This is a genomic window from Actinacidiphila sp. bgisy144, from assembly GCF_057708105.1.
Genome location: NZ_JBYIRM010000008.1, coordinates 100,901 through 126,518 on the forward strand (window position 1 = coordinate 100,901; position 25,618 = coordinate 126,518).

The 25,618-nt window shown below is 71.5% G+C and carries 25 protein-coding genes; 24 read left to right on the top strand and 1 reads right to left on the bottom strand.

The genetic code is table 11. From position 1 onward, the window contains the following. Nucleotides 1-81: 81 nt before the first annotated feature. The 22 genes from lysA (at nucleotide 82) to AC3EVP_RS12215 (ending at nucleotide 23,509) form a co-directional block, all read left to right on the top strand. The gene (gene lysA, locus AC3EVP_RS12110; protein WP_335974787.1) at nucleotides 82-1,473 is read left to right on the top strand and encodes a diaminopimelate decarboxylase; all 1,392 of its coding nucleotides are present in this window, start codon (nucleotides 82-84) and stop codon (nucleotides 1,471-1,473) included. A 300-nt stretch (nucleotides 1,474-1,773) separates the two neighbouring features. Then, entirely contained in the window at nucleotides 1,774-3,123 is a 1,350-nt protein-coding gene (locus AC3EVP_RS12115) for a homoserine dehydrogenase (protein ID WP_335974783.1), read from the top strand. Between the two features lie 34 nt (nucleotides 3,124-3,157). Beyond that, nucleotides 3,158-4,222 (top strand): threonine synthase, encoded by a 1,065-nt coding sequence (thrC, locus tag AC3EVP_RS12120; protein WP_335975255.1) that lies wholly within the window; start codon nucleotides 3,158-3,160, stop codon nucleotides 4,220-4,222. Nucleotides 4,223-4,507: 285 nt separating this feature from the next. After that, nucleotides 4,508-5,431: a homoserine kinase gene (gene thrB / locus AC3EVP_RS12125; protein ID WP_335974779.1), complete on the top strand. Its 924-nt coding sequence runs from the start codon at nucleotides 4,508-4,510 to the stop codon at nucleotides 5,429-5,431. Between the two features lie 362 nt (nucleotides 5,432-5,793). Further along, complete coding sequence (rho, locus tag AC3EVP_RS12130; RefSeq protein ID WP_435129120.1) at nucleotides 5,794-7,821, top strand: transcription termination factor Rho; 2,028 nt, start codon at nucleotides 5,794-5,796, stop codon at nucleotides 7,819-7,821. 197 nt (nucleotides 7,822-8,018) lie between these two features. Further along, the gene (locus AC3EVP_RS12135; protein WP_435129123.1) at nucleotides 8,019-9,137 is read left to right on the top strand and encodes an LCP family protein; all 1,119 of its coding nucleotides are present in this window, start codon (nucleotides 8,019-8,021) and stop codon (nucleotides 9,135-9,137) included. Nucleotides 9,138-9,284: 147 nt separating this feature from the next. Further along, the gene (rpmE, locus tag AC3EVP_RS12140) at nucleotides 9,285-9,509 is read left to right on the top strand and encodes a 50S ribosomal protein L31 (RefSeq protein WP_202236258.1); all 225 of its coding nucleotides are present in this window, start codon (nucleotides 9,285-9,287) and stop codon (nucleotides 9,507-9,509) included. 144 nt (nucleotides 9,510-9,653) lie between these two features. Next, nucleotides 9,654-10,733: a peptide chain release factor 1 gene (gene prfA, locus AC3EVP_RS12145; protein WP_335975252.1), complete on the top strand. Its 1,080-nt coding sequence runs from the start codon at nucleotides 9,654-9,656 to the stop codon at nucleotides 10,731-10,733. A gap of 13 nt (nucleotides 10,734-10,746) precedes the next feature. After that, complete coding sequence (gene prmC, locus AC3EVP_RS12150) at nucleotides 10,747-11,592, top strand: peptide chain release factor N(5)-glutamine methyltransferase (protein WP_335974766.1); 846 nt, start codon at nucleotides 10,747-10,749, stop codon at nucleotides 11,590-11,592. Nucleotides 11,593-11,645: 53 nt separating this feature from the next. Further along, nucleotides 11,646-12,293, top strand: coding sequence for an L-threonylcarbamoyladenylate synthase (locus AC3EVP_RS12155; protein ID WP_335974763.1), 648 nt, complete (start codon nucleotides 11,646-11,648; stop codon nucleotides 12,291-12,293). Further along, nucleotides 12,290-12,970 (top strand): arsenate reductase/protein-tyrosine-phosphatase family protein, encoded by a 681-nt coding sequence (locus AC3EVP_RS12160; protein ID WP_435129128.1) that lies wholly within the window; start codon nucleotides 12,290-12,292, stop codon nucleotides 12,968-12,970. The genes AC3EVP_RS12155 and AC3EVP_RS12160 overlap by 4 nt, the downstream gene beginning before the upstream one ends. 378 nt (nucleotides 12,971-13,348) lie before the next feature. Then, entirely contained in the window at nucleotides 13,349-14,701 is a 1,353-nt protein-coding gene (locus AC3EVP_RS12165) for an MraY family glycosyltransferase (protein WP_435129131.1), read from the top strand. Nucleotides 14,702-15,002: 301 nt separating this feature from the next. Continuing rightward, a complete protein-coding gene (locus AC3EVP_RS12170) occupies nucleotides 15,003-15,464 on the top strand; it encodes a Cg1360 family ATP-synthase-associated protein (RefSeq protein WP_335974757.1) in 462 nt (153 codons plus the stop codon). Nucleotides 15,465-15,749: 285 nt separating this feature from the next. Beyond that, nucleotides 15,750-16,556, top strand: coding sequence for a F0F1 ATP synthase subunit A (atpB, locus tag AC3EVP_RS12175; protein ID WP_435129135.1), 807 nt, complete (start codon nucleotides 15,750-15,752; stop codon nucleotides 16,554-16,556). 78 nt (nucleotides 16,557-16,634) lie between these two features. Next, on the top strand, nucleotides 16,635-16,880 hold the full coding sequence (gene atpE, locus AC3EVP_RS12180; RefSeq protein WP_037913419.1) for an ATP synthase F0 subunit C: 246 nt from the start codon (nucleotides 16,635-16,637) through the stop codon (nucleotides 16,878-16,880). Nucleotides 16,881-16,922: 42 nt separating this feature from the next. Next, nucleotides 16,923-17,483 (top strand): F0F1 ATP synthase subunit B, encoded by a 561-nt coding sequence (locus AC3EVP_RS12185; RefSeq protein WP_435129139.1) that lies wholly within the window; start codon nucleotides 16,923-16,925, stop codon nucleotides 17,481-17,483. Next, complete coding sequence (locus tag AC3EVP_RS12190; RefSeq protein WP_335974745.1) at nucleotides 17,480-18,295, top strand: F0F1 ATP synthase subunit delta; 816 nt, start codon at nucleotides 17,480-17,482, stop codon at nucleotides 18,293-18,295. Before AC3EVP_RS12185 ends, AC3EVP_RS12190 begins: the two co-directional genes overlap by 4 nt. 84 nt (nucleotides 18,296-18,379) lie before the next feature. Beyond that, entirely contained in the window at nucleotides 18,380-19,951 is a 1,572-nt protein-coding gene (atpA, locus tag AC3EVP_RS12195; RefSeq protein WP_335974741.1) for a F0F1 ATP synthase subunit alpha, read from the top strand. Nucleotides 19,952-19,955: 4 nt separating this feature from the next. Then, nucleotides 19,956-20,900, top strand: coding sequence for a F0F1 ATP synthase subunit gamma (locus tag AC3EVP_RS12200; protein ID WP_435129144.1), 945 nt, complete (start codon nucleotides 19,956-19,958; stop codon nucleotides 20,898-20,900). 4 nt (nucleotides 20,901-20,904) lie between these two features. Further along, entirely contained in the window at nucleotides 20,905-22,347 is a 1,443-nt protein-coding gene (gene atpD / locus AC3EVP_RS12205) for a F0F1 ATP synthase subunit beta (protein WP_335974734.1), read from the top strand. Nucleotides 22,348-22,500: 153 nt separating this feature from the next. After that, nucleotides 22,501-22,875, top strand: a complete 375-nt coding sequence (locus tag AC3EVP_RS12210) for a F0F1 ATP synthase subunit epsilon (RefSeq protein WP_335974732.1) — start codon at nucleotides 22,501-22,503, stop codon at nucleotides 22,873-22,875. A 184-nt stretch (nucleotides 22,876-23,059) separates the two neighbouring features. Beyond that, nucleotides 23,060-23,509, top strand: a complete 450-nt coding sequence (locus AC3EVP_RS12215) for a DUF2550 domain-containing protein (protein WP_435129423.1) — start codon at nucleotides 23,060-23,062, stop codon at nucleotides 23,507-23,509. Between the two features lie 30 nt (nucleotides 23,510-23,539). Here the strand turns inward: AC3EVP_RS12215 and AC3EVP_RS12220 are convergent, their stop codons facing one another. Beyond that, nucleotides 23,540-24,112: a cob(I)yrinic acid a,c-diamide adenosyltransferase gene (locus AC3EVP_RS12220; RefSeq protein WP_335974726.1), complete on the bottom strand. Its 573-nt coding sequence runs from the start codon at nucleotides 24,110-24,112 to the stop codon at nucleotides 23,540-23,542. Between the two features lie 194 nt (nucleotides 24,113-24,306). On the opposite strand from AC3EVP_RS12220, the gene AC3EVP_RS12225 reads away from it, so the two are divergent. Together AC3EVP_RS12225 and AC3EVP_RS12230 are read left to right on the top strand one after the other, a co-directional pair. Further along, complete coding sequence (locus AC3EVP_RS12225) at nucleotides 24,307-25,155, top strand: 3-hydroxyacyl-CoA dehydrogenase family protein (protein WP_435129149.1); 849 nt, start codon at nucleotides 24,307-24,309, stop codon at nucleotides 25,153-25,155. A 153-nt stretch (nucleotides 25,156-25,308) separates the two neighbouring features. Further along, nucleotides 25,309-25,608 carry an STAS domain-containing protein gene (locus tag AC3EVP_RS12230; RefSeq protein WP_335974715.1) on the top strand — a complete coding sequence of 100 codons (300 nt, stop codon included), beginning with the start codon at nucleotides 25,309-25,311 and terminating at the stop codon, nucleotides 25,606-25,608. Nucleotides 25,609-25,618 lie beyond the last annotated feature (10 nt).

The window sequence follows — 25,618 nt, forward strand, 5'->3', positions numbered from 1 at the left end:
CCCGAGCCGGACCCCACCCCACCAGAACAACCGCCCGGGCCCTGCCCCGCCCGGACCACGACCGCCCCGAGGAAGCCCCAAGTGAGCCGTTCCGCACACCCCGCCGGCCCCCGCCACGCCGATGTCCTGCCCGAAGGGCACTACGCCGGCCCGCCCGCCGACCTCAACGCCCTCGACCCGCGGATCTGGTCGCGCACCGTCACCCGCAACGGCGACGGCGCCGCGGAGATCGCCGGCCTGGACGTACGCGACCTCGCCGCCGAGTTCGGCACCCCCGCCTACTTCCTGGACGAGGCCGACTTCCGGGCCCGCTGCCGCGCCTGGCGCGCCGCCTTCGGGCACGAGGCCGACGTGTTCTACGCCGGGAAGGCGTTCCTGTCCCGGGCGGTGGTGCGGTGGCTGTACGAGGAGGGCATGAACCTCGACGTCTGCTCGGGCACCGAACTGGCGGTCGCCCTGGACGCCGGGATGCCCGCCGAGCGGATCGCGCTGCACGGCAACAACAAGAGCGCCGCCGAGATCGAGCGGGCGGTGCGCGAGGGCGTCGGCCGGATCGTGCTGGACTCCTTCCAGGAGATCGCCCGGGTCGCCGCCGAGGCCACCCGGCAGGGCCGCCGGCAGCGGGTGCAGATCCGGGTGACCGTCGGGGTCGAGGCGCACACCCACGAGTTCATCGCCACCGCGCACGAGGACCAGAAGTTCGGCATCGGCCTGGCCGACGGGCAGGCCGCCGAGGCCGTCCGCCGGGTGCTCCAGCTCGACAGCCTGGAGCTGGCCGGCATCCACAGCCACATCGGCTCGCAGATCTTCGACATGGCCGGGTTCGAGGTCGCCGCCCGCCGGGTGGTCTCGCTGCTCGCCGAGGTGCGCGACGAGCACGGCGTGGAACTGCCCGAGATCGACCTCGGCGGGGGCCTGGGCATCGCCTACACCCCGGAGGACGACCCGCGCGAGCCGCACGAGATCGCGAAGGCGCTCGGCGAGATCGTCGCCCGCGAGTGCGACGCGGCGCGGCTGACCCCGCCGCGGCTGTCCGTCGAGCCCGGGCGGGCGATCGTGGGCCCGACCGCCTTCACGCTGTACGAGGTGGGCACCGTCAAGCCGCTCGACGGCCTGCGGACGTACGTCAGTGTCGACGGCGGCATGTCCGACAACATCCGTACCGCGCTGTACGACGCCGAGTACAGCGTGGCGCTGGTCTCGCGGGCCAGCGACGCCGAGCCGATGCTGTCGCGGGTGGTCGGCAAGCACTGCGAGAGCGGCGACATCGTGGTCAAGGACGCGTTCCTGCCGGCCGACCTCGCGCCGGGGGACCTGCTGGCGGTGCCCGCGACGGGCGCGTACTGCCGGGCGATGGCCAGCAACTACAACCACGCGCTGCGGCCGCCGGTGGTCGCGGTCGCCGACGGCGAGGCCCGGGTGATCGTGCGGCGCGAGACGGAGGAGGACCTGCTCGCGCTCGACGTGGGCTGAGGCCCGCTTCCGCCGGTGGGCGGCGCCGCTTCCGGGACCGTTCACCGGCGGAGGGTTGCGCGTGCGGTTCGGCGCGCTCCCCGAATTCGTCCGGCTCCGCCCGCGCGGGGGCGGAAGATCTCATGGGGCGTACGGCGGGTCTCGCGATCCGGACAGGGCGTGGTTTCTCCCGTTCGGTGCGTGAGACTGGTCCTTTCAACGAGGTGCGGGCGCCCTCCGCACCCCGCGCGAGCGGGCCGGCGGGGGCGGGGCCCGGCCCCGTTCGACGAGCCAGACACGTGTGACGAGAGACGAGGTCGGATGATGCGTACGCGTCCGCTGAAGGTGGCGCTGCTGGGGTGCGGTGTGGTCGGCTCCGAGGTCACGCGCATCATCACGACGCAGGCGGACGACCTCGCCGCGCGGATCGGGGCGCCGATCGAGCTGGCCGGGATCGCCGTCCGCCGCCCGAACAAGGTGCGCGCCGGGGTGCCCGCCGAGCTGCTGACCACCGACGCCACCGCGCTGGTCAAGCGCGGCGACATCGACGTGGTGGTGGAGGTGATCGGCGGCATCGAGCCGGTCCGCACCCTGATCACCACCGCGTTCGAGCACGGCGCCTCGGTGGTGTCGGCGAACAAGGCGCTGCTGGCCGCCGACGGCGCGAACCTGCACGCCAAGGCCGTCGAGCACGGCGTCGACCTGTACTACGAGGCCGCGGTGGCCGGGGCGATCCCGCTGATCCGGCCGCTGCGCGAGTCGCTGGCGGGGGACCGGGTCAACCGGGTGCTGGGCATCGTCAACGGCACCACCAACTTCATCCTCGACAAGATGGACTCCACCGGCGCCGGCTACAGCGAGGCGCTGGACGAGGCCACCGCGCTCGGCTACGCGGAGGCCGACCCGACCGCCGACGTGGAGGGCTTCGACGCCGCCGCGAAGGCGGCGATCCTGGCCGGGATCGCCTTCCACACCCGCGTCACCATCGACGACGTGCACCGCGAGGGCCTCACCGAGGTGACCGCCGCCGACATCGCCTCCGCGCGCAAGATGGGCTGCACGGTCAAGATGCTCGCGATCTGCGAGCGCAGCGCCGACGGCCGCTCGGTCACCGCCCGGGTGCACCCGGCGATGATCCCGCTCAGCCACCCCCTCGCCTCGGTCCGCGAGGCGTACAACGCCGTCTTCGTCGAGGCGGAGGCGGCCGGCCGGCTGATGTTCTACGGGCCCGGCGCGGGCGGCGCTCCCACCGCCTCCGCCGTCCTCGGCGACCTGGTGACGGCCTGCCGCAACAAGCTCGCGGCTACCATCGGAGCAGGCGAGTCCGCGTACACGCGGCTGCCGGTCAGCCCCATGGGCGATGTGGTCACCCGTTACCACATCAGCCTCGACGTGGCGGACAAACCGGGTGTCCTGGCTCAGGTCGCGACGGTGTTCGCCCGGCACGAAGTGTCCATCGGCACGGTGCGGCAGCAGGGCAGGAACCAAGGCAGCGGCGACGACGCCGCGGTCGAGCAGAGCAGTGGCGGGCAGCGCGCGGGCGGCGAGGCTTCGCTCGTCGTCGTCACCCACCGCGCGACCGACGCCGCGCTGTCGGCGACCGTCGCGGCTCTGCGGGAACTCGACACCGTACGCGGCGTGGCCAGCATCATGCGCGTTGAAGGGGAGTAGCACCGTTATGAACGTCAAGGTCGAGCAGCGCCGAATGTCCGGCACCCACCAGTGGCGGGGCATCATCGAGGAGTACCGCGACCGCCTGCCGGTGGGCGCGGACACGCCGGTGGTCTCGCTGCTGGAGGGCGGCACGCCGCTGGTGCCGGCCCAGGTGCTGTCCGAGCGCACCGGGTGCGACGTCCGGCTCAAGGTCGAGGGGGCCAACCCCACCGGGTCCTTCAAGGACCGCGGCATGACCATGGCGATCACCAAGGCGAAGGAGGCCGGCGCCCAGGCGGTCATCTGCGCCTCCACCGGCAACACCTCGGCGTCGGCGGCGGCGTACGCGGTCCGCGCCGGCATGGTCTGCGCGGTGCTGGTGCCGCAGGGCAAGATCGCGCTGGGCAAGATGGGCCAGGCGCTGGTGCACGGCAGCCGCATCCTCCAGGTCGACGGCAACTTCGACGACTGCCTGGACCTGGCCCGCGGCCTGAGCGAGAAGTACCCGGTCGCCCTGGTCAACTCGGTGAACCCGGTGCGGATCGAGGGGCAGAAGACCGCCGCGTTCGAGATCGTGGACGCGCTCGGCGACGCGCCCGACATCCACGTGCTGCCGGTGGGCAACGCGGGCAACATCACCGCGTACTGGAAGGGGTACCGCGAGTACGCCGCCGACGGCCTGGCCACCCGCACCCCGCGGATGTGGGGCTTCCAGGCGGCCGGCTCGGCGCCGATCGTCAACGGCGCGCCGGTGCGCGAGCCGCAGACCATCGCCACCGCCATCCGGATCGGCAACCCGGCGTCCTGGCAGTTCGCCGAGGCCGCCCGCGACGAGTCCGGCGGGCTCATCGAAGCGGTGACCGACCGTCAGATCCTGTCCGCCTACCGGCTGCTGGCCGGCCGTGAGGGCGTCTTCGTGGAGCCCGCCTCCGCCGCCTCCGTCGCCGGGCTGCTCAAGGCCGCTGACGAGGGGCGCGTCGACCCCGGCCAGCGCATCGTCTGCACGGTCACCGGCAACGGGCTCAAGGACCCGGACTGGGCCGTCGCCGGCGCCCCGCAGCCCATCACGGTCCCCGTCGACGCGGACGCCGCCGCCACGCAACTCGGCCTGGCCTGAACCCCTTGCGGAGGGGCGCGGGGAGCCGTGTGCTCCCCGCGCCCCTCCCGCGCACCCCTTTTCCCAGCAGCCACCCCCGTAAGGGGCGCACACCGCCGCGGCGACACGCATCACGCGCGGTCCGTGCGCCCTATGTCGCGGGGGAACCTTGTTTCGATAGGCTTACCCCAGCGGCGCAATCGCGCCCGGTTCCGGCTGATGCCGCCGCATCGCCATTTCCCGCCTTGCCGCATGGCAACGGAGCCACGCCCGCAGGGCGTACGCACCAAGGAGATTCGTCGAACGATGGCCGGTCCTGCGTTCCGCGCCGCCGCAGTAAGAGTGCGCGTCCCCGCGACCAGCGCGAACCTCGGCCCTGGCTTCGACGCGTTCGGCCTGGCCCTGGGGCTGTACGACGACGTGGTGGTCCGCGTAGCCGACTCCGGTCTGCACGTGGACATCGCCGGTGAGGGCGCGGACACCCTGGCCCGCGACGAGAAGCACCTGGTCGTGCGCAGCCTGCGCACCGCCTTCGACCTGCTCGGCGGCCAGCCGCGCGGCCTGGAGGTGGTGTGTGCCAACCGCATCCCGCACGGCCGCGGCCTGGGCTCGTCGTCGGCCGCGATCTGCGCGGGCATCATGGCCGCCCGCGCGGTGACGATAGGCGGCCCGGCGGGGCTCGGCGACACCGCCCTGCTGGAGCTGGCCACCGAGATCGAAGGGCACCCCGACAACGTGGCGGCGTGCCTGATGGGCGGCTTCACGCTGGCCTGGACCGAGAACGGGGCCGCGCGGGCGGTCCGGATGGAGCCGGCCGCCTCGCTGGTCCCGGTGGTCTTCGTGCCGGCGGTGCCGGTGCTCACCGAGACCGCGCGCGGGCTGCTGCCCCGTACCGTGCCGCACGTGGACGCCGCGGCGAACGCGGGCCGGGCCGCGCTGCTGGTCGAGGCGCTGACCAGGCGCCCCGAGCTGCTGCTGCCGGCCACCGAGGACCGGCTGCACCAGGAGTACCGGGGCCCGGCGATGCCGGAGACCCTGGCGCTGGTGAACCGTCTGCGGGCCGATGGCGTCCCTGCTGTCGTGTCGGGTGCCGGGCCGACCGTACTGGCCCTGACCGACGAGGGGGCCGCGGACAAGGTGTCCCGGCTCGCCGGGGACGGCTGGGCGGCCAACCGCCTGGCGCTGGACGCCGCCGGGGCGAGTGTCCTGCCGCTCGCAGGTGGGCAGTGACACGATTGCCGGTCGAAGAGAGGGGGAATATCTGTTGGACCGGGTAGTGTTAACCTCAAGCCAGCATTCGCCGCCCTTTGGGCGCGATGGGCTGTGTCCCCGCAGTGGGACCGCACTTCTTCCGGGAGCCTCCCACCCCGTATAGGCAGCCAGTCCGGGTCGGCCGGACAGCCTCTGCGGGACGTGCCGAGCACGCTCCGGATTCGGTACGAGTTCTCTCCGTGCCGAGAGCATTCATGTATTTCTGCCGTCATCAGGCAGACCACCGCCCCGGGTCGAAGCAGCGGGAACGCGAAGACCCGGACAGCACGACCGGTCGCCGAGCCAGACAGGCCGACGCCCGCTCCAGGGAAGGACCCTTCGTGAGCGACACCACCGATCTGATGGGCGTGCGCGCAGACAACACTGTCGCCGCGTCCGAAGCCGACGCGCCTGCCTCCGGTGCTGCCACGGCCGCCCGGCGCCGTCGGTCCGGGACCGGCCTGGAGGGCATGGTCCTGGCCGAACTCCAGCAGGTCGCCGCAGGTCTCGGCATCAAGGGCACCGCGCGGATGCGCAAGGGCCAGCTCATCGAGACGATCAAGGAGCGCCAGGCCGGCGGCGGCGCCGCGGCCGACAAGGCGGCCCCCGCGGCCGGCGCGCCGGCCGAGAAGCCCAAGCGCCGCGCCACCTCGCGCGCCCGCCTGGAGCAGGCGGACAAGGCCGCCGAGGCCCCGGCGGCCGCCGCACCGGCCGTGAAGGAGCCGGAGAAGGCGAAGCAGCAGCAGATCGAGATCCCCGGCCAGCCGGCCGGTGAGAAGGCGAAGGCCGCCGCCGCGGCCGGCGAGAAGTCGCAGGGGGCGCAGGCGGCACCGGCCGACAGCGGCGCCGACAAGGCCGCCGAGGCCGTCGCCGACACCGCCGAGGGCCGGGAGGCCAAGGGCGGCGACACCAGGCACCAGGGCGGCGCGGACGACCGCCAGGACCGCCAGCGCGGCCCCCGGGACCGCCGTGAGCGGCAGCGCGACCGCCAGCGCAACCGCGGCGAGGACGGCGGCGAGGGCCAGCAGGGCGGCGGCCAGAGCCGCCGGGAGCGCCAGCAGGGCGGCGGCGGCCAGCAGCACCAGGGCGGCGGCCAGCACCAGCAGGGCCAGCAGGAGGACGACGAGTTCGGCGAGGGCCGCGGCCGGCGCCGGGGCCGCTACCGCGACCGCCGCGGCCGCGGCCGGGGCCGGGACGAGTTCGGCGCCGGTGAGCCGCAGGTCGCCGAGGACGACGTGCTGATCCCCGTCGCGGGCATCCTCGACATCCTCGACAACTACGCGTTCATCCGCACCTCCGGCTACCTGCCGGGGCCGAACGACGTGTACGTCTCGCTCGCCCAGGTCCGCAAGAACGGCCTGCGCAAGGGCGACCACGTCACCGGCGCGGTGCGCCAGCCCAAGGACGGCGAGCGGCGCGAGAAGTTCAACGCGCTGGTCCGCCTGGACTCCGCGAACGGCATGGGCGCCGACTCCGGCCGCGGCCGTCCGGAGTTCAACAAGCTCACCCCGCTGTACCCGCAGGACCGGCTCCGGCTGGAGACCGACCCGGGCGTGCTGACCACCCGGATCATCGACCTGGTCTCGCCGATCGGCAAGGGCCAGCGCGGTCTGATCGTCGCCCCGCCCAAGACCGGCAAGACGATGATCATGCAGGCGATCGCCAACGCGATCACCACCAACAACCCCGAGTGCCACCTGATGGTCGTCCTCGTCGACGAGCGGCCCGAAGAGGTCACCGACATGCAGCGCTCGGTGAAGGGCGAGGTCATCTCCTCGACCTTCGACCGGCCCGCCGAGGACCACACCACCGTCGCCGAGCTCGCCATCGAGCGCGCCAAGCGCCTGGTGGAGCTGGGCCACGACGTGGTGGTGCTGCTCGACTCCATCACCCGCCTGGGCCGCGCCTACAACCTGGCCGCGCCCGCCTCCGGCCGCATCCTGTCCGGCGGTGTCGACTCGACCGCGCTCTACCCGCCGAAGCGCTTCTTCGGCGCCGCGCGCAACATCGAGGACGGCGGCTCGCTGACCATCCTGGCCACCGCGCTGGTCGAGACCGGCTCGCGGATGGACGAGGTGATCTTCGAGGAGTTCAAGGGCACCGGCAACATGGAGCTCAAGCTCGACCGGAAGCTCGCCGACAAGCGCATCTTCCCCGCGGTGGACGTCGACCCGTCCGGCACCCGCAAGGAGGAGATCCTCCTGGACCGCGAGGAGTTGGCGATCGTCTGGAAGCTGCGCCGGGTGCTGCACGCGCTCGACTCGCAGCAGGCGATCGAGCTGCTGCTGGACAAGATGAAGCAGACCAAGTCCAACGCCGAGTTCCTGATGCAGATCGCCAAGACCACCCCTGGCCAGAACAACGACTGACCGTCGCCGGCGGCGCATGTCGCCGTAATCGGCCGAACCGCCCGCGTAACCCCGTTGACCTGGGGATACGCGGGCGGTCCTGCGTTGTGCCGGTGGAGTGGCCCGGCGCTCGGATGGCGGCACCCGGCCCCGGGGGCGCACGATGGAAGGTCCGGGGGACCGGCTCGTCGAGGACGCAGGAAGCCGAGGTGCTGCCCATGCCGGACGCACAGCAGCCGCGGACCGGCTCCAGCCCCAGTGGGGCCGGAGAGGGCCGCAGGCGCCGCCGGAGGGCCCTGCACGCGACCGCGTGGGCCGTGTCCGGGGTGGTGCTGCTGGGCGCGGGCGGCGCCGGCTACCTCTACCACCGGTTCAACGCCAACATCCACAGCGTGGACATCGACGGCGCGCTGGGCACCCACCGCCCGGCCAAGCTCGGCAACGGCTCGATGGACATCCTGGTGCTCGGCTCGGACTCCCGCTCCGGCGCGAACCGCGTGTACGGCCACGACAGCGGCACCGCCCGCTCGGACACCGCGATGGTCGTGCACCTGGCCAAGGGCCACCGCACGGCGAGCGTGGTGAGCATCCCGCGTGACACCCTCGTCGACCGCCCCGCGTGCACCGGGGCCAAGGGCGCCGCCGAGCCCGCCCAGCAGCAGGTCATGTTCAACAGCGCCTACGAGACCGGCGGCCCCGCCTGCGCGGTCAAGACCGTCGAGCAGCTCACCGGGCTGCGGATGGACCACTACATCGAGGTCGACTTCACCGGCTTCAAGAACCTCGTCAACGCGCTGGGCGGGGTGCCGCTGACCACCACGAAGGCCATCCACGACGACAAGAGCCACCTGAGCCTGGCGGCCGGCTCCCACACCCTCGACGGCGACCAGGCGCTCGGCCTGGTCCGCACCCGGCACGGCGTCGCCGACGGCAGCGACCTGGGCCGTATCCAGCTCCAGCAGGCGTTCATCAAGGCGCTGATCCACCGGGTCGGCGGCCTGGGGCTGTTCACCAACCCGGAGAAGCTGTTCTCCGTCGCCGACACCGCCACCAAGGCGGTCACCACCGACACCGGCCTGGGCTCGGTGAACAAGCTGATGGGGCTCGCCCAGAGCGTGCAGCACCTGCGACCGGACCATGTGCACATGGTGACGCTGCCGGTCCGCTACGACCCCGCCGACCACAACCGGGTCGAGCCGATCCAGGCCCAGGCCGCGCGGGTGTGGGCCGCGCTGCGCGCCGACAAGCCGATCCCCGCCGACGCCACCAAGGGCTCGGTCGCCGAGCGGGAGAAGGCCGGCAAGGTGGTCGGCAGCTCCTCGTCCGCACCGCGCTGACCTGGGCGGACATCCCGGGAATGATTCGGGCCCGGAGCTGGTTTTGGTAGCTGCGGCCAGTCCTGGCAGACTGGTCCGCTGGTCCCGGTTCACGCTCACGCAAACCCGCAGGAGCGACCCGGCGCCCTCCCGAACCTAGGAGCACCCGTGAAGCGCGAGATCCACCCCGAGTACGTAGAGACCCAGGTCACCTGCACCTGCGGCGCCTCTTTCACCACCCGCAGCACCGAGACCAGCGGCCAGATCCGTGCGGACGTGTGCTCCGAGTGCCACCCGTTCTACACGGGCAAGCAGAAGATCCTCGACACCGGCGGCCGCGTGGCCCGCTTCGAGGCCCGCTTCGGCAAGAACGCCGGGTCCGCCAAGAAGTAGCGGCCCGACCAGCGCCGGTCTCCGGTCGCCCCGCCCAGGGCGACCGGACCGGCGCTTTGTCGTCCTGCCCCGCGTCCGAAGCCGGCGGCGCCGCGTCCCAGGCGCCCCGGTCCCAGGCAGTACCTACTCCTCCAGGAAGCCATGATGTTCGAGGCGGTCGAGGAACTGATCGGCGAACATGCCGACCTCGAAAAGCAGCTTGCCGACCCCGCGGTCCACACCGACCAGGCCAACGCCCGCCGCCTCAACAAGCGGTACGCGGAACTCACCCCCATCATCGCCACCTACCGCTCCTGGCGGCAGGCCGGCGAGGACGCCGAGACCGCCCGCGAACTGGCCGCGGAAGAACCGGAGTTCGCCGCCGAGGTCAAGGAGCTGGACAAGCAGCGCGAGGAGCTGACCGACCGGCTGCGGCTGCTGCTGGTGCCGCGCGACCCCAGCGACGACAAGGACGTCATCCTGGAGGTCAAGGCCGGCGAGGGCGGCGAGGAGTCCGCGCTGTTCGCCGGCGACCTGCTGCGGATGTACCTGCGGTACGCCGAGCGGGTCGGCTGGAAGACCGAGATCCTCGACGCCAACGCCTCCGACCTCGGCGGCTACAAGGACGTCCAGGTCGCCGTGAAGGCCAAGAGCACCCATGAGCCCGGCCAGGGCGTCTGGGCCCGCCTGAAGTACGAAGGCGGGGTGCACCGCGTGCAGCGCGTGCCCGCCACCGAGTCGCAGGGCCGTATCCACACCTCTGCCGCCGGCGTGCTGGTCACCCCGGAGGCCGAGGAGGTCGAGGTCGAGATCGGCCCCAACGACCTGCGGATCGACGTCTACCGCTCCTCCGGCCCCGGCGGCCAGTCGGTCAACACCACCGACTCCGCGGTCCGCATCACCCACCTCCCCACCGGCCTGGTGGTCTCCTGCCAGAACGAGAAGAGCCAGCTGCAGAACAAGGAGTCGGCGATGCGCATCCTGCGCTCCCGGCTGCTGGCCGCCGCCCAGGAGGAGGCCGAGCGCGAGGCGTCCGACGCCCGCCGCAGCCAGGTCCGCACCGTCGACCGCTCCGAGCGCATCCGGACGTACAACTTTCCGGAGAACCGGATCTCCGACCACCGCGTCGGCTTCAAGGCGTACAACCTGGACCAGGTGCTCGACGGCGACCTCGACGCGATGATCCAGGCGTGTGTCGACGCCGACTCCGCCGCGAAGCTGGCCGCCGCCGGCGACGGCAGCTGAGAAGGGGCCCCACGTGAACCTGCTGCTCGCCGAGGTGGCCCAGGCCGCCCAGCGCCTGGCCGACGCGGGCGTGCCCTCGCCCCGCTTCGACGCCGAGGAACTGGCCGCCTACGTACACGGCATCAAGCGCGGCGAGCTGCACACCGTGGCCGACGCCGACTTCGACGCGCGCTACTGGGAGGCCGTCGCCCGCCGCGAGGCCCGCGAACCGCTCCAGCACATCACCGGCCGCGCCTTCTTCCGCTACCTGGAACTCCAGGTCGGGCCCGGGGTGTTCGTGCCCCGCCCGGAGACGGAGTCGGTGGTCGGCTGGGCGATAGACGCCGTCCGGGCCATGGACGTCGCCGAGCCGCTCATCGTCGACCTGTGCACCGGCTCCGGCGCGATCGCCCTCGCACTGGCCCAGGAGGTGCCCCGCTCCCGGGTGCACGCGGTGGAGCTGTCCGAACAGGCCCTGGAGTGGGCCCGCAAGAACGTCGCCGGCAGCAAGGTCGACCTGCGGCACGGCGACGCGCTGGCCGCGTTCCCCGAACTCAACGGCCAGGTCGACCTGGTGATCTCCAACCCGCCCTACATCCCGCTCACCGAGTGGGAGTACGTCGCCCCCGAGGCCCGCGACCACGACCCCGAACTCGCCCTGTTCTCCGGCGAGGACGGCCTGGACACCATCCGCGGCATCGAACGCGCCGCCCACCGCCTGCTGCGGCCCGGCGGCGTGGTCGTCGTCGAGCACGCCGACTCCCAGGGCGGCCAGGTGCCGTGGATCTTCAAGGAGGACGCCGGCTGGGCGGACGCGGCCGACCACCCGGACCTGAACAACCGGCCGCGCTTCACCACGGCCCGCAAGGCGATGCCCTGATGACCCGGGCCCTGCCTCGGCAGGACGACAGACCACTACGCAGGGAGACAAAGATGGCACGGCGATACGACTGCGCGGACGCGACCGACCGGGTCACGGGGCTGCGCGAGGCCACCTCGGCGGTCAAGCGCGGCGAACTCGTGGTGCTGCCGACCGACACCGTCTACGGCATCGGCGCCGACGCCTTCGACAAGGACGCCGTCGGCGACCTGCTGGAGGCCAAGGGCCGCGGCCGCAGCATGCCCTCCCCGGTCCTGGTCGCCTCCCCGAACACCCTGCACGGCATCGTCACCGACTTCTCCGAGCAGGCCTGGGAACTCGTCGACGCCTTCTGGCCGGGCGCCCTGACCCTCGTCACCAGGCACCAGCCGTCGCTCCAGTGGGACCTGGGCGAGACCCGCGGCACCGTCGCCGTCCGCATGCCCCTGCACCCGGTCGCCATCGAACTGCTCACCGAGACCGGCCCGATGGCCGTCTCCAGCGCCAACCTCAGCGGCATGCCCTCCCCGCAGGACTGCGACGCCGCCCAGGGCATGCTCGGCGACTCCGTGGCCGTCTACCTCGACGCCGGCCCGACGCCCGCCGCCGTGCCCTCCTCGATCGTCGACGTCACCGGCAAGGTCCCGGTGCTGCTGCGGGCGGGCGCGATCAGCGCCGAGGAACTGCGCAAGGTCGCCCCCGACCTCCAGGAGCGCCGTTGACCGCGCCCAACGGGCGTGCCATACGAGGACTCACCGCTTCACCGACCGCGATCGGGGGAGCCGGCCTCCCCGTCCACGCCCCCCACGATGTGCTGCGCGTACTGCACGTGTGCACCGGCAACGTCTGCCGCTCCCCGATGGCCGAGCGGCTGATGCGGCACGGCCTCGCCCAGCGGCTGGGCGCCGACGCGGACGCCATCCTGGTGGAGTCCGCCGGCACCTGGGGCCACGAAGGCGCCCCGATGGAGCTGCACGCCGCGGCCGTCCTCGCCGAACACGGCGCGGACACCGCGGACTTCACCGGCCGCGAACTGCTCGACGACCATGTCATCGACGCCGACCTGGTGCTCACCGCCACCCGCGACCACCGCGCCCAGGTCATCTCGATGGGCCACGCGGCGGGCCTGCGCACCTTCACGCTCAAGGAGTTCACCCGGCTGGTGCGGGCGATAGACCCGGCCACCCTGCCCGACGGCAGCGTCACCGAGCGGGCCCGCGCGCTGGTGCGTGCCGCGGCCGCGCTGCGCGGCTGGCTGCTGGCGCCCAGCCCGGACGCCGACGAGGTCCACGACCCGTACGGCGCCCCGATCACGTACTTCCGCAGCATCGGCGACGAGATCCAGGACGCCCTGGACCCGGTCGTGACCGCGCTCACCGGGATTCCGGCCCGGGTCTGAGCCCGCGGCCGCACGCCCCGCCGCCCGGCCGCGGGAGACGCCCGCACGCCCCTGCACGGGCGGCCCGGCGGCCGTGACCTGACCGCCGCCGTGCTGCGTCCTGAACGTGATCTTGGTCGCTCCGCGGCGGCCCCGTGCGCCCGCCGCCGCCGGGCGCATTGCGCGCACCCGCCGCCGACCTGCGGTTTCGGCGGCCGCCATGGCGAGCGCGACTTTGTTACCTGCCCGCTACCGGTGCCCGGGAACCCTCCGGGCCCCCTGTGAGTCTGGGTAGGTGTTCGCGGTCCCGGCCCGGCCACCACTAGGGTGTGACGCTGTGAAGATCCCCCGGACGTGTGCGCGTGCCCGCCGCACCCCCGAATACGTCGGAGGCTGCCTGTGCGCGAGTACCTGCTGACCCTGTGCGTCTCCGCGGCCGTCACCTATCTGCTGACCGGCCCGGTGCGGAAGTTCGCGATCGCGGCGGGCGCGATGCCCCCGATCCGCGACCGGGACGTGCACAAGGAGCCGATTCCGCGGCTGGGCGGTATCGCGATGTTCGGCGGGCTGTGCGCGGGGCTGCTGGTCGCCGCCCACCTCAACAACCTCTCCGCGGTCTTCAAACTCTCCAGCGAGCCGCGGGCGCTGCTCTCCGGCGCCGGACTGATCTGGCTGCTGGGCGTGCTCGACGACAAGTGGGGCGTGGACGCGCTGATCAAGCTCGGCGTGCAGATGATCGCCGCGGGCGTGATGGTCTTCCAGGGCCTGGCCATCCTGTGGCTGCCGGTGCCGGGCTTCGGCACCATCATCTTCACCCCGGTCCAGTCCACGCTGCTCACCGTCGCGCTGGTGGTGATCACCATCAACGCGGTCAACTTCGTCGACGGCCTCGACGGCCTCGCGTCCGGCATGGTGTGCATCGCCTCGATCGCGTTCTTCATGTACGCCTACCGCATGTGGTACGGCTACGGCATCGAGCAGGCCGCGCCCGCGACGCTCTTCTCGGCGATCCTGATCGGCATGTGCCTGGGCTTCCTGCCGCACAACATCCACCCGGCGCGGATCTTCATGGGCGACTCCGGGTCGATGCTGATCGGCCTGGTGCTGGCCTCGGGCGCGATCTCGATCACCGGCCAGGTCGACCCGGACGCCATCACCGACTTCACCGGGTCCACCCGGCAGACCGTGCACTTCATGGTGCCGGTCTACATGCCGCTGCTGCTGCCGCTGACGATGATCGCGATCCCGGCCGCGGACCTGGTGCTCGCGGTGGTGCGCCGGACCTGGCGCGGCCAGTCCCCGTTCGCCGCCGACCGCGGCCACCTGCACCACCGGCTGCTGGAGTTGGGGCACACCCACAGCCGCGCGGTGCTGATCATGTACTTCTGGGCGGCGCTGTTCGCCTTCTCCGCGGTGGCGTTCTCGGTCAGCTCCTCCAGCCTGTGGATCGTGCTGGTGATCGTGGCGCTCAGCGGGATCGGCCTGGTGGTGCTGCTGCTGCCGGCCTTCCGGCCGCACGCGCCGCGCTGGGCGGAGTCCGTGGTGCCGCCGCGCTACCGCCGCCGGCGCCGCCGGCTGGCGGCCGCCGCGGCCGCGGCCGAGCGGGAGATGAACGGCCCGGACCGGCCGGCGCTGCACGGCTCGACCGCGGTCGGCGACCGGCCGCGCATGCCGGAGCGCTCCACCGCCGCACAGACCGGGACCGCCAACTCCGCGCCCAGCCCCGCGCCGACCGCGAACAGCGGCCGGTGAAACGGCGGCGAGGTCGTGAGCGTCCGACCGCGGACAGTGAAAAGGCCTTTTCCGAGTGGGGGACAACTCCGGTAAATGGGGCGGCGTGTCGCTACCTCCTGCGTGTGACAGGCAGCACATCTTCATGGTAAAGACCGCATCAAAAACTTTGTGATAGCGTTCACGAAAGCAGGGACACGCCGAAAGACCTTGAGAGACACGGTCTTCCGGCGAGAGGCACACCCGCGCTTCCTTTCCGCCTCGCCCTCGCTCGTCTCCGACGACACCCGCTCGCCCCAACTCCCGCCGGAGGAGCCGCCCCATGCAGCCCAACGACGCCCGGATTCTCCGGGGCTCCGCCCTCGTGGCCGGGCCCGTCGGAGTGGTCGCCACCGTGGTCAGTGCCCTCGTCGCAGGCGAGAAGGGCCTGGTCGGCGGTGTGGTGGCAGTCGCCGTCGTGGCGGTCTTCTTCGCGGCCGGCTCCTGGGCGCTGATGCGGATCACCGAGAACCGGCCGCAGGTGGCGATGTCCGCGGGCATGCTGGTCTACGCCGTGCAGATCCTGCTGATCGGCGTCTTCATCGTCGTCTTCAAGGACACCAGCGCCTTCAACGGCCGCGCCTTCGGCCTGACCCTGCTGGTCACCGCGCTCGCCTGGGTGGGCGGCCAGATCAAGCAGACGCTCACCAGCCGGATGCTCTACGTCGATCCCGAACCCTCGGTCCCCGCCGCCCGGAAGCAGGAGGCGGACGCGGTCGGGACGGGGTCGCGCGATGCTACGTAAGGGGAGGGTAAGGGGCCTTCATCCAGGTCTGCTATCGTCCGGAGTCGCATCCGGACGTGAGGGCCCCTCGCACATGCAGAGGGTCAAGCCCCCGCGCCCTGCGGTGTATTCGGAACCGGAACCGCATCGGCGGCACGGACGACGGATGCCCGCGACGCGATGCGGGCTCTCAGCGGACCGGGCGGGCTTCGCCACGCCCTACCCGCAGTGCCGAACAGCGGCCCCACCAGCCGCGCTGACACACAAGGTTGCCGTTACTTATGCGTCACGACGAAGGAGTCACGGGTGAGTGCCCACACGCTGCTCGCTGAAGCTGGATGCCATATCCAGCACGGTTGCGCATTCCCCGCTCCGGGCCTCAACTCGTTCGACTTCAAGCCGATCTTCAGCATCGGCAGCTTCGACTTCACCAAGCCGATGCTGCTCGCGATCATCTGCATGCTGCTGGTGGTGGGCTTCTTCTGGGCTGCGTTCCGCAAGCCGAAGCTCGTACCGGGGAAGCTCCAGCTGGTCGGTGAGATCGGCTACACGTTCGTGGCCCGCAGCATCGCCCGCGAAGTGATCGGCAAGAAGGGCGACAAGTACGTCCCCTTCCTCACGTCGATCTTCTTCTTCGTGTGGCTCATGAACATCATGTCGATCATCCCGGTCGCGCAGTTCCCCGCCACCTCGCGGTTCGCGTTCCCGGTGGGCCTGGCCGCCCTGGTGTTCATCACCTACATGTACCTGACGTTCAAGACCAACGGTTTCCGCGGCGGCATCAAGAACCTCGTCTGGATCGACGGCCTGCCCTGGCCGCTGGTGCCGCTCATCGTGGTGCTGGAGTTCTTCTCCAACGTCATCCTCCGGCCGTTCACCCTCGCGGTGCGGCTGTGGGCCAACATGTTCGCCGGCCACATGCTGATCGTGATGTTCAGCGTGGCGAGCTGGTATCTGCTGACGCCGTCGCTGTTCACGGCGGTGTCCGGAGCGTCCTTCATCATCGCGCTCCTGATGACCACGCTCGAGGTGCTGATCCAGTTCCTCCAGGCGTACATCTTCACGCTGCTCGCCTCGATCTACATCCAGGGAGCGCTCGAAGAGGGTCACTGACCCGCGCCACGAGCCCCTCCACCGAAACTTCCGCTGGGAAGCCCCCCAACGGACCGCATCACAAAGGAAGACAGGGAAATGTCTGCCGAGCTCGTTAACCTCGCCGCCGCCACCACCGCCGGCCGCCTGGGCGCGGTCGCCTACGGCCTCGCCGCCATCGGCCCGGGCGTGGGCATCGGTCTGGTCTTCGGCCACTCGATCGAGGCCATGGCCCGCCAGCCCGAGGCCATGCCGGTCATCCGCACCAACATGTTCCTCGGCTTCGCGCTCTGCGAGGTCCTCGCACTGCTCGGCCTGGTCGTCCCCTTCATCTTCCAGAAGTGACCTGGGCTCCCGACCAGTAGCCACTCGACGAAAGGTTCAGACATGTTCACCTTCCTTGCGGAGGAGGGGCAGCAGAACCCGCTGATCCCGGACACCGCGGAACTGATCGTCGGCCTGCTCTGCTTCTTCATCGTCTTCGGCATCCTCGGGAAGAAGCTGCTGCCGAACATCCAGAAGACCCTGGCCGAGCGGCACGACGCGATCGAGGGTGGCCTGGAGCGGGCGGAGAAGGCCCAGGCCGACGCCAATCGCACGCTCGAGGAGTACAAGGCCCAGCTCGCCGAGGCCCGTCACGAGGCGGCCCGGATCACCGAGCAGGCCCGCGAGCAGGGCGCGCAGATCATCGCGGAGATGCGCGAGGAAGGCTCGCGGCAGCGCGACGCCATCATCGCGGCCGGTCACGCCCAGATCGAGGCGGACCGCCGCCAGGTGACGGTCAGCCTCCGGCAGGAGGTCGGCAAGATCGCGACCGACCTGGCCGGCCGGGTGGTCGGCGAGTCCCTGGAGGACTCCGCCCGCCAGTCCCGCGTGGTCGACCGCTTCCTGGACAGCCTTGAGCAGAGCGCGGCCGGCAACGGCGCAGAGGCCGGGGCGGCACGATGAATGGCGCGAGCCGCGAAGCGCTGGCCGCCGCACGCGAGCGACTGGACGCGTTGACCGACAGCACGTCGGTCGACCCGGCCGCGCTCGCCGGCGAACTGGCCGCGGTCACCACGCTGCTCGACCGCGAGAGCGGGCTGCGCCGCGCGCTGACCGACCCGGCCCAGACCGGTGAGGCCAAGGCGGGCCTGGTCCGCCGGCTGCTCGGCACCCAGCTCGGCGGTGAAGCGCTCGACCTGGTGGCCGGCATGGTCAGGTCCCGCTGGTCGCGCTCGCGCGACCTGGTGGACGCCCTGGAGGAGCTGGCCGACAGCGCCGACCTGATCGCCGCCCAGCGCGGTGGCGCGCTGGACGACGTCGAGGACGAGCTCTTCCGGTTCGGCCGGATCGCCGCGGGCAGCCCCGAGCTGCGCGCCGCGCTGTCCGACCGCGCCGCCGGCCCGGAGGCCAAGGGCACGCTGCTGAGCACCCTGCTCGGCGGCCGCGCCAACCCGGTCACGGAACGGCTGGTCGTACGACTGGTCACCGCGCCGCGAGGACGTAGCCTGGAGGGCGGGATCGAATCCCTGTCCAAGCTGGCAGCGGCCCGCCGGGGCCGGACGGTGGCGGAAGTGGTCTCGGCCGTTCCGCTCAGTGACCGGCAGAAGCAGCGGCTCGCAGACGCGCTGTCCCGGATCTACGGCCGCCCGGTGCACCTGAACCTGGACGTGGACCCCTCGGTCCTCGGCGGGGTGCGGGTCCGCGTCGGCGACGAGGTCATCAACGGCTCCATCGCGGACCGGCTCGACGAAGCCGCCCGCCGCATGGCCGGCTGACAGCCACCAACGCAACAAGCATGAAGGCGGCCCTAGTTGGGCCGTGAGGAATACAGGGCCCAACAAGGAGAGCAGGGAACCCAGATGGCGGAGCTCACGATCCGGCCGGAGGAGATCCGGGACGCGCTGGATACTTTCGTCCAGTCGTACCAGCCGGACGCCGCCTCGCGCGAGGAGGTCGGCACGGTCAGCGTTGCCGGTGACGGCATCGCGAAGGTCGAGGGTCTGCCCTCGGCCATGGCGAACGAGTTGCTGAAGTTCGAGGACGGCACCCTCGGCCTCGCCCTCAACCTCGAGGAGCGCGAGATCGGTGCGATCATCCTCGGCGAGTTCGACGGCATCGAGGAGGGCCAGCCGGTGCAGCGCACCGGCGAGGTGCTCTCCGTCGCAGTCGGTGAGGGCTACCTCGGCCGGGTCGTGGACCCGCTGGGCAACCCGATCGACGGCCTCGGCGAGATCGAGACCGAGGGCCGCCGCGCCCTCGAGCTCCAGGCGCCGACCGTCATGCAGCGCAAGTCGGTGCACGAGCCGATGCAGACCGGCCTCAAGGCCGTCGACGCGATGACCCCGATCGGCCGCGGCCAGCGCCAGCTGATCATCGGCGACCGGCAGACCGGCAAGACCGCGCTGACCATCGACACGATCATCAACCAGCGCGACAACTGGCGCTCGGGCGACCCGAAGAAGCAGGTCCGCTGCATCTACGTCGCCATCGGCCAGAAGGGCTCCACCATCGCCGGCGTGCGCGCCGCGCTGGAGGAGGCCGGCGCGCTGGAGTACACCACGATCGTCGCCGCCCCGGCGTCCGACCCGGCCGGCTTCAAGTACCTCGCCCCGTACACCGGCTCGGCCATCGGCCAGCACTGGATGTACCAGGGCAAGCACGTCCTGATCGTCTTCGACGACCTGTCGAAGCAGGCCGACGCCTACCGCGCGGTCTCCCTGCTGCTGCGCCGCCCGCCGGGCCGCGAGGCGTACCCGGGCGACGTGTTCTACCTGCACTCCCGCCTGCTGGAGCGCTGCGCCAAGCTCTCCGACGACCTCGGCGCCGGCTCCATGACCGGTCTGCCGATCGTGGAGACCAAGGCCAACGACGTGTCGGCGTTCATCCCGACCAACGTCATCTCCATCACCGACGGCCAGTGCTTCCTGGAGTCCGACCTCTTCAACGCCGGCCAGCGGCCCGCGCTGAACGTCGGTATCTCGGTCTCCCGCGTCGGCGGCTCCGCGCAGATCAAGGCGATGAAGCAGGTCTCCGGCCGGCTCAAGCTCGACCTCGCGCAGTTCCGCGAGCTGGAGGCGTTCGCCGCCTTCGGTTCCGACCTCGACGCGGCCTCCAAGGCCCAGCTCGAGCGCGGCCAGCGGATGATGGAACTGGTCAAGCAGGGCCAGTACGCGCCCTTCCCGATCGAGGACCAGGTCGTGTCGATCTGGGCCGGCACCACCGGCAAGCTCGACGACGTACCGGTGGAGGACATCCGCCGGTTCGAGCGCGAGCTGCTGGACTACCTGCACCGCGAGCACAAGTCGCTGCTGACCGCGATCGTCGAGACCGGCAAGCTGCCGGACGAGACCGTGGAGACACTGACCGACGCGGTGGCCGCCTTCAAGAAGCAGTTCGAGACGTCCTCGGGCACGCTGCTGGTCGAGGGCTGATCGCATGGGCGCACAGATTCGGGTCTACAAGCGCCGGATCAGGTCCGTCTCCGCCACCAAGAAGATCACCAAGGCGATGGAGATGATCGCGGCCTCGCGGATCATCAAGGCCCAGCGCCAGGTGGCGGCCTCGTCCCCGTACGCGGACGAGCTGACCCGCGCGGTGACCGCGGTCGCGACCGGCTCCAACACCAAGCACCCGCTGACCACCGAGGCGGAGCACCCGACCCGGGCCGCGGTACTGGTCGTGACCAGTGACCGCGGTCTGGCCGGCGGGTACTCCTCCAACGCGATCAAGGCCGCGGAGCGCCTCGGCGAGCAGCTGAGCGCCCAGGGCAAGTCGGTGGAGTCCTATGTCATCGGGCGCAAGGCGGTGGCGTACTACAGCTTCCGTGAGCGCCCGGTCGTGGAGTCCTGGACCGGCTTCTCCGACAGCCCGCAGTACTCCGACGCCAAGGCCGTCGCGGCGCCCCTGATCGAGGCGCTGCTGACGGACACGGCCGAGGGCGGGGTGGACGAGCTGCACATCGTCTTCACCGAGTTCGTCTCGATGATGACGCAGAACCCGGTGGCCAAGCGGCTGCTGCCGCTGACCCTCGACGGCGCGGCGGGCTCCGCCGCGGCCGGCGACGACGGCGACGACGTGCAGCACAAGAAGGGCGAGGCCCTGCCGCTGTTCGAGTTCGAGCCGTCCGCGGAAGGCGTGCTGGACGCGCTGCTGCCGCGGTACGTCGAGAGCCGGATCTACAACGCGCTGCTCCAGGCCGCCGCTTCCGAGCACGCGGCCCGCCGCCGGGCGATGAAGTCCGCGACCGACAACGCGGAAGACCTCATCAAGTCGCTCACGCGGCTTGCCAACGCGGCCCGACAGGCCGACATCACCCAGGAAATCAGCGAGATCGTCGGTGGCGCGAGCGCCCTCGCCGACGCTAGCGCGGGGAGTGACTGACCACATGACCACCACTGTTGAAACCACCACGGCCACCGGGCGCGTGGCGCGGGTCATCGGCCCGGTCGTCGACGTGGAGTTCCCCGTCGACGCCATGCCGGAGATCTACAACGCGCTGCACGTCGACGTGATCGACCCGGCCGCGGACGGCGCCACCAAGACGCTGACCCTCGAGGTCGCGCAGCACCTGGGCGACGGCCTGGTCCGCGCCATCTCCATGCAGCCCACCGACGGCCTGGTCCGCCAGGCCCCGGTGACCAACACCGGCGACGGCATCACCGTGCCGGTCGGCGACGTCACCAAGGGCCGCGTCTTCAACACCCTCGGCCAGATCCTCAACGAGCCGGAGGCCGAGTCCGAGGTCACCGAGCGCTGGGCGATCCACCGCAAGGCGCCGAAGTTCGACGACCTCGAGTCGAAGACCGAGATGTTCGAGACCGGCCTGAAGGTCGTCGACCTGCTCACCCCGTACGTCAAGGGCGGCAAGATCGGCCTGTTCGGCGGCGCGGGCGTCGGCAAGACCGTGCTCATCCAGGAAATGATCATGCGTGTGGCCAAGCTGCACGAGGGCGTTTCCGTCTTCGCCGGCGTCGGCGAGCGCACCCGTGAGGGCAACGACCTGATCGAGGAGATGGCCGAGTCCGGCGTGCTCCCGCAGACCGCCCTCGTCTTCGGCCAGATGGACGAGCCGCCGGGCACCCGGCTGCGCGTCGCCCTGGCCGGCCTGACCATGGCGGAGTACTTCCGCGATGTGCAGAACCAGGACGTGCTGTTCTTCATCGACAACATCTTCCGGTTCACCCAGGCCGGTTCCGAGGTCTCCACGCTGCTCGGCCGGATGCCCTCCGCGGTGGGCTACCAGCCGAACCTCGCCGACGAGATGGGTCTGCTCCAGGAGCGGATCACCTCGACCCGCGGCCACTCGATCACCTCGATGCAGGCGATCTACGTCCCCGCGGACGACCTGACCGACCCGGCCCCGGCCACGACCTTCGCGCACCTCGACGCGACGACCGTGCTCTCCCGGCCGATCTCGGAGAAGGGCATCTACCCCGCGGTGGACCCGCTGGACTCCACCTCGCGCATCCTGGACCCGCGCTACATCACGCAGGAGCACTACGAGTGCGCCTCCCGCGTCAAGGGAATCCTGCAGAAGTACAAGGACCTCCAGGACATCATCTCCATCCTCGGCATCGACGAGCTGGGCGAGGAGGACAAGCTCACCGTCTTCCGGGCCCGCCGGATCGAGCGCTTCCTGTCGCAGAACACCCACGCGGCGAAGCAGTTCACCGGTGTGGACGGCTCGGACGTGTCCCTGGACGAGTCGATCACGGCGTTCAACGCGATCGCCGACGGTGAGTTCGACCACTTCCCGGAGCAGGCGTTCTTCATGTGCGGTGGCCTGGACGACCTCAAGGCCAACGCCAAGAAGCTCGGCGTGAGCTGACGCCTCGCACCACCCGGGCCGCCAGGCCCACGCGGCCGGGGGGCGGTCCGCGGGACTCCGTACGGGGTCCCCGGACCGGCCTTCCGGTCGCACCCCTTATTCTGTGTCCTATGCATCCTCCGCAGGCGGTGGGTGCCAACCCGAGGAGCCGTCTTGGCCGATCTTCACGTCGAGCTGGTCGCCGCGGACCGCAACGTCTGGTCCGGCGAGGCCAACCTGGTCGTCGCCCGTACCAAGTCGGGTGACATCGGCATCATGGCCAACCACGAGCCGGTGCTCGGGGTGCTCCAGTCCGGTCCGATCACCATCAGGACCAGCGAGGGCGGCACCGTCGTCGCCGCCGTGCACGGCGGGTTCATCTCGTTCGCGGACAACAAGCTCTCCGTCCTCGCGGAGATCGCCGAACTCGCCGAGGAGATCGACGTCGACCGGGCCGAGCGGGCGCTCCAGCGCTCGAAGTCCGAGTCCGACGCCGCGGCCGAGCGGCGGGCGGAGGTGCGGCTCGCCGCCGCGGCGGGCGCACACTGAACGACGTAGTCCCGCACGGCGTACCCCGAGTACGACGGCAGCAGGACCCACACAGCAGCACCCACAAGCAGGACCACGCAGGACCCGGCAGGACCCACGGTGCCGCGGAACGCCCGCAAGGGCGGACCGCGGCACCGCACGCAGCAAGGGCGGCAACCATGGTGAGGCGAGGAGGTCGATGGACGTGATCCTCGCTTTCGAAGTGGGTGGCGCCGTCCTGGTGGCAGCGCTGCTCGGCCTCTTCCTCTTCGGCCTGCGCCGCCGCCTCATCCAGCGCCCCGGCGGCACCTTCGACTGCTCGCTGCGCACGGTTCCGACCGGCGAGGGCGACTCCGCGGCCGGCAAGGGCTGGGTCTACGGGGTGGCCCGCTACAGCGGTGACCGGGTCGAGTGGTTCCGGGTCTTCTCGTACGCGGTGCGGCCGCGCCGGGTGCTGGAGCGGCCCGCGATCGAGGTCACCGGCCGCCGCGAGCCGCAGGGCTCCGAGGAACTGGCGCTGCTGTCCGACGCGGTGGTGCTGTGCTGCGTGCACCGCGGCACCGCGCTGGAGCTGGCGATGAGCGACGACGCGCTGACCGGCTTCCTCGCCTGGCTGGAGGCGGCCCCGCCCGGCCAGCGGGTCAACGTCGCCTGACGGTTTTCCCTGCTCCCGGCCGCCGTCCCCTCAGCGGTCGCCGCCCGGCACCCACAGCACGTCGCCGCGCGCGACGTTGGCGGTCCTGGCGAGGATGAACAGCAGGTCCGAGAGCCGGTTGAGATAGGTCGCGGTGAGCGGGTTCATCGTGTCGCCGTACTCCGCCAGCGCCGCCCACGTGGAGCGCTCCGCGCGGCGGACCACGGTGGTGGCCTGGTGCAGCAGCGCCGCGCCGGGGGTGCCGCCGGGCAGGATGAAGCTGCGCAGCTTGTCCAGGCCCGCGAGGAAGCGGTCGCAGTCGGCCTCCAGCCGGTCCACGTAGGGCTGCTCCACCCGCAGCGGCGGGTACTTCGGGTCCGGCACCACCGGGGTGGCCAGGTCCGCGCCCACGTCGAAGAGCTCGTTCTGGACCCGCGTCACGACGGCGGCCACCGGCTCGGCCAGGTCGCCGAGCGCGAGCGCCACGCCGAGCACCGCGTTGGCCTCGTTGGCGTCGGCATACGCGCCGATCCTGGTGTCGGTCTTGGCGGTGCGGCTCATGTCGCCGAGCGCTGTGCTGCCGTCGTCGCCGGTACGGGTGTAGATACGGGTGAGGTTGACCATGCCGACGAGCGTAGGGCCTGCCGTGGGCGGCCGCCCACGGTGCCGCGCCCGCGCCCGCGGCGGCGTCGCAGTGGCGTCCCGGGACGTCAACTGTGCGACCAAGGACACAGGGTGACGCGGCCGACATGGTGCTGCGGCGGGTGCTGAAGGGGCGTTAGGGTCCGGCCAGATACCCCAACGGAGAGGTGTGTGCCGTGCCGAAGAAGCTCGCCGTCGTCGGAGCAGGACTGATGGGCGCCGGTATCGCGCAGGTGTCCGCGCAGGCGGGCTACGAGGTGGTGCTGCGCGACGTGACCGACGAGGCGCTGGCCCGCGGCCGGAGCGCGATCGCCGCGTCCTACGAGAAGTTCGTGGCGAAGGGCCGGCTGGCCGCGGACGACGCCGAGGCGGCGCTCGCCCGGATCACCACGACCACCGACCTCGACGCGGCCGCCGACGCGGACTTCGTGGTGGAGGCCGCGTTCGAGGACGTCGACGTCAAGCGGGACGTCTTCCGCACCCTGGACCGGCTGGTCGGCGAGGACACGGTGCTCGCCTCCAACACCTCCGCGATCCCGATCACGAAGATCGCCGCGGCCACGCAGCACCCCGAACGCGTCGTCGGCACGCACTTCTTCTCGCCGGTGCCGCTCATGGGGCTGTGCGAACTGGTCCGCGGCCACAAGACCAGCGACGAGACGCTCGCCCGGGCCCGGGAGTTCGCCGAGGGCGTCGGCAAGACCTGCATCGTGGTCAACCGCGACGTGGCGGGCTTCGTCACCACCCGGCTGATCGCCGCGCTGGTGGTGGAGGCGGTCAGGCTGCACGAGTCCGGGGTCGCCTCCGCGGAGGACATCGACATCGCGTGCAAGCTCGGCTTCGGCCACGCCATGGGCCCGCTCGCCACCGCCGACCTGACCGGCGTGGACATCCTGCTGCACGCCTTCGACACCGTCTACAGCGAGTCCAAGGACGAGAAGTTCGCCCCGCCGGAGTCGATGCGGCGGATGGTGGACGCGGGTGATCTGGGCCGCAAGAGCGGGCAAGGGTTCTACACGCACTAACGGAATTCACTCGGAGGAGTGAATTCGGTATCGGTTCGCTCACAGCTGGCAACTTCTGTATGCAACGGACCGTCAGTTGTGTGAGGACTGACGGACCGACGCGTTCGCGCCGCGCGCAGGGCGTCGTCCGACCACCGCACGGGGAGAGTGACTATGCACATCAGGGGCGACCACGCCGAGCTGGTCGTCGGGGGGCGCCTCGACGTGCGCAGCGCCGCGGACGCCCGTACCGCCCTGCACACCGCGCTCGACGCGGGGCAGGGCGACCTGGTGCTGGACCTCACCGAACTCGACTCGTGGGACGCGACCGGCCTCGGCGTGATCATGGGCGCCCACCGCCGGGCCGGTCGCGGTGGCCGCCGGCTGGTGCTGCGCGGGGTGCCCCCGCAGATGCAGCGGCTGCTGGTCGCCACCCGGCTGCACCGGATTCTCGCGATCGAGGCGGAGAAGTAGCGCGGCCGGG

Bases quoted from the DNA above. Each gene is read 5' to 3' on its own strand.
- AC3EVP_RS12190 (WP_335974745.1), top strand. From the start codon at position 17,480: ATGAATGGCGCGAGCCGCGAAGCGCTGGCCGCCGCACGCGAGCGACTG.
- AC3EVP_RS12220 (WP_335974726.1), bottom strand. From the start codon at position 24,112: ATGGTCAACCTCACCCGTATCTACACCCGTACCGGCGACGACGGCAGC.
- atpD (WP_335974734.1), top strand. From the start codon at position 20,905: ATGACCACCACTGTTGAAACCACCACGGCCACCGGGCGCGTGGCGCGG.
- atpA (WP_335974741.1), top strand. From the start codon at position 18,380: ATGGCGGAGCTCACGATCCGGCCGGAGGAGATCCGGGACGCGCTGGAT.
- AC3EVP_RS12135 (WP_435129123.1), top strand. From the start codon at position 8,019: ATGCCGGACGCACAGCAGCCGCGGACCGGCTCCAGCCCCAGTGGGGCC.
- AC3EVP_RS12170 (WP_335974757.1), top strand. From the start codon at position 15,003: ATGCAGCCCAACGACGCCCGGATTCTCCGGGGCTCCGCCCTCGTGGCC.
- thrB (WP_335974779.1), top strand. From the start codon at position 4,508: ATGGCCGGTCCTGCGTTCCGCGCCGCCGCAGTAAGAGTGCGCGTCCCC.
- prfA (WP_335975252.1), top strand. From the start codon at position 9,654: ATGTTCGAGGCGGTCGAGGAACTGATCGGCGAACATGCCGACCTCGAA.
- AC3EVP_RS12185 (WP_435129139.1), top strand. From the start codon at position 16,923: ATGTTCACCTTCCTTGCGGAGGAGGGGCAGCAGAACCCGCTGATCCCG.
- AC3EVP_RS12115 (WP_335974783.1), top strand. From the start codon at position 1,774: ATGATGCGTACGCGTCCGCTGAAGGTGGCGCTGCTGGGGTGCGGTGTG.
- AC3EVP_RS12230 (WP_335974715.1), top strand. From the start codon at position 25,309: ATGCACATCAGGGGCGACCACGCCGAGCTGGTCGTCGGGGGGCGCCTC.
- atpE (WP_037913419.1), top strand. From the start codon at position 16,635: ATGTCTGCCGAGCTCGTTAACCTCGCCGCCGCCACCACCGCCGGCCGC.
- AC3EVP_RS12200 (WP_435129144.1), top strand. From the start codon at position 19,956: ATGGGCGCACAGATTCGGGTCTACAAGCGCCGGATCAGGTCCGTCTCC.
- thrC (WP_335975255.1), top strand. From the start codon at position 3,158: ATGTCCGGCACCCACCAGTGGCGGGGCATCATCGAGGAGTACCGCGAC.
- AC3EVP_RS12155 (WP_335974763.1), top strand. From the start codon at position 11,646: ATGGCACGGCGATACGACTGCGCGGACGCGACCGACCGGGTCACGGGG.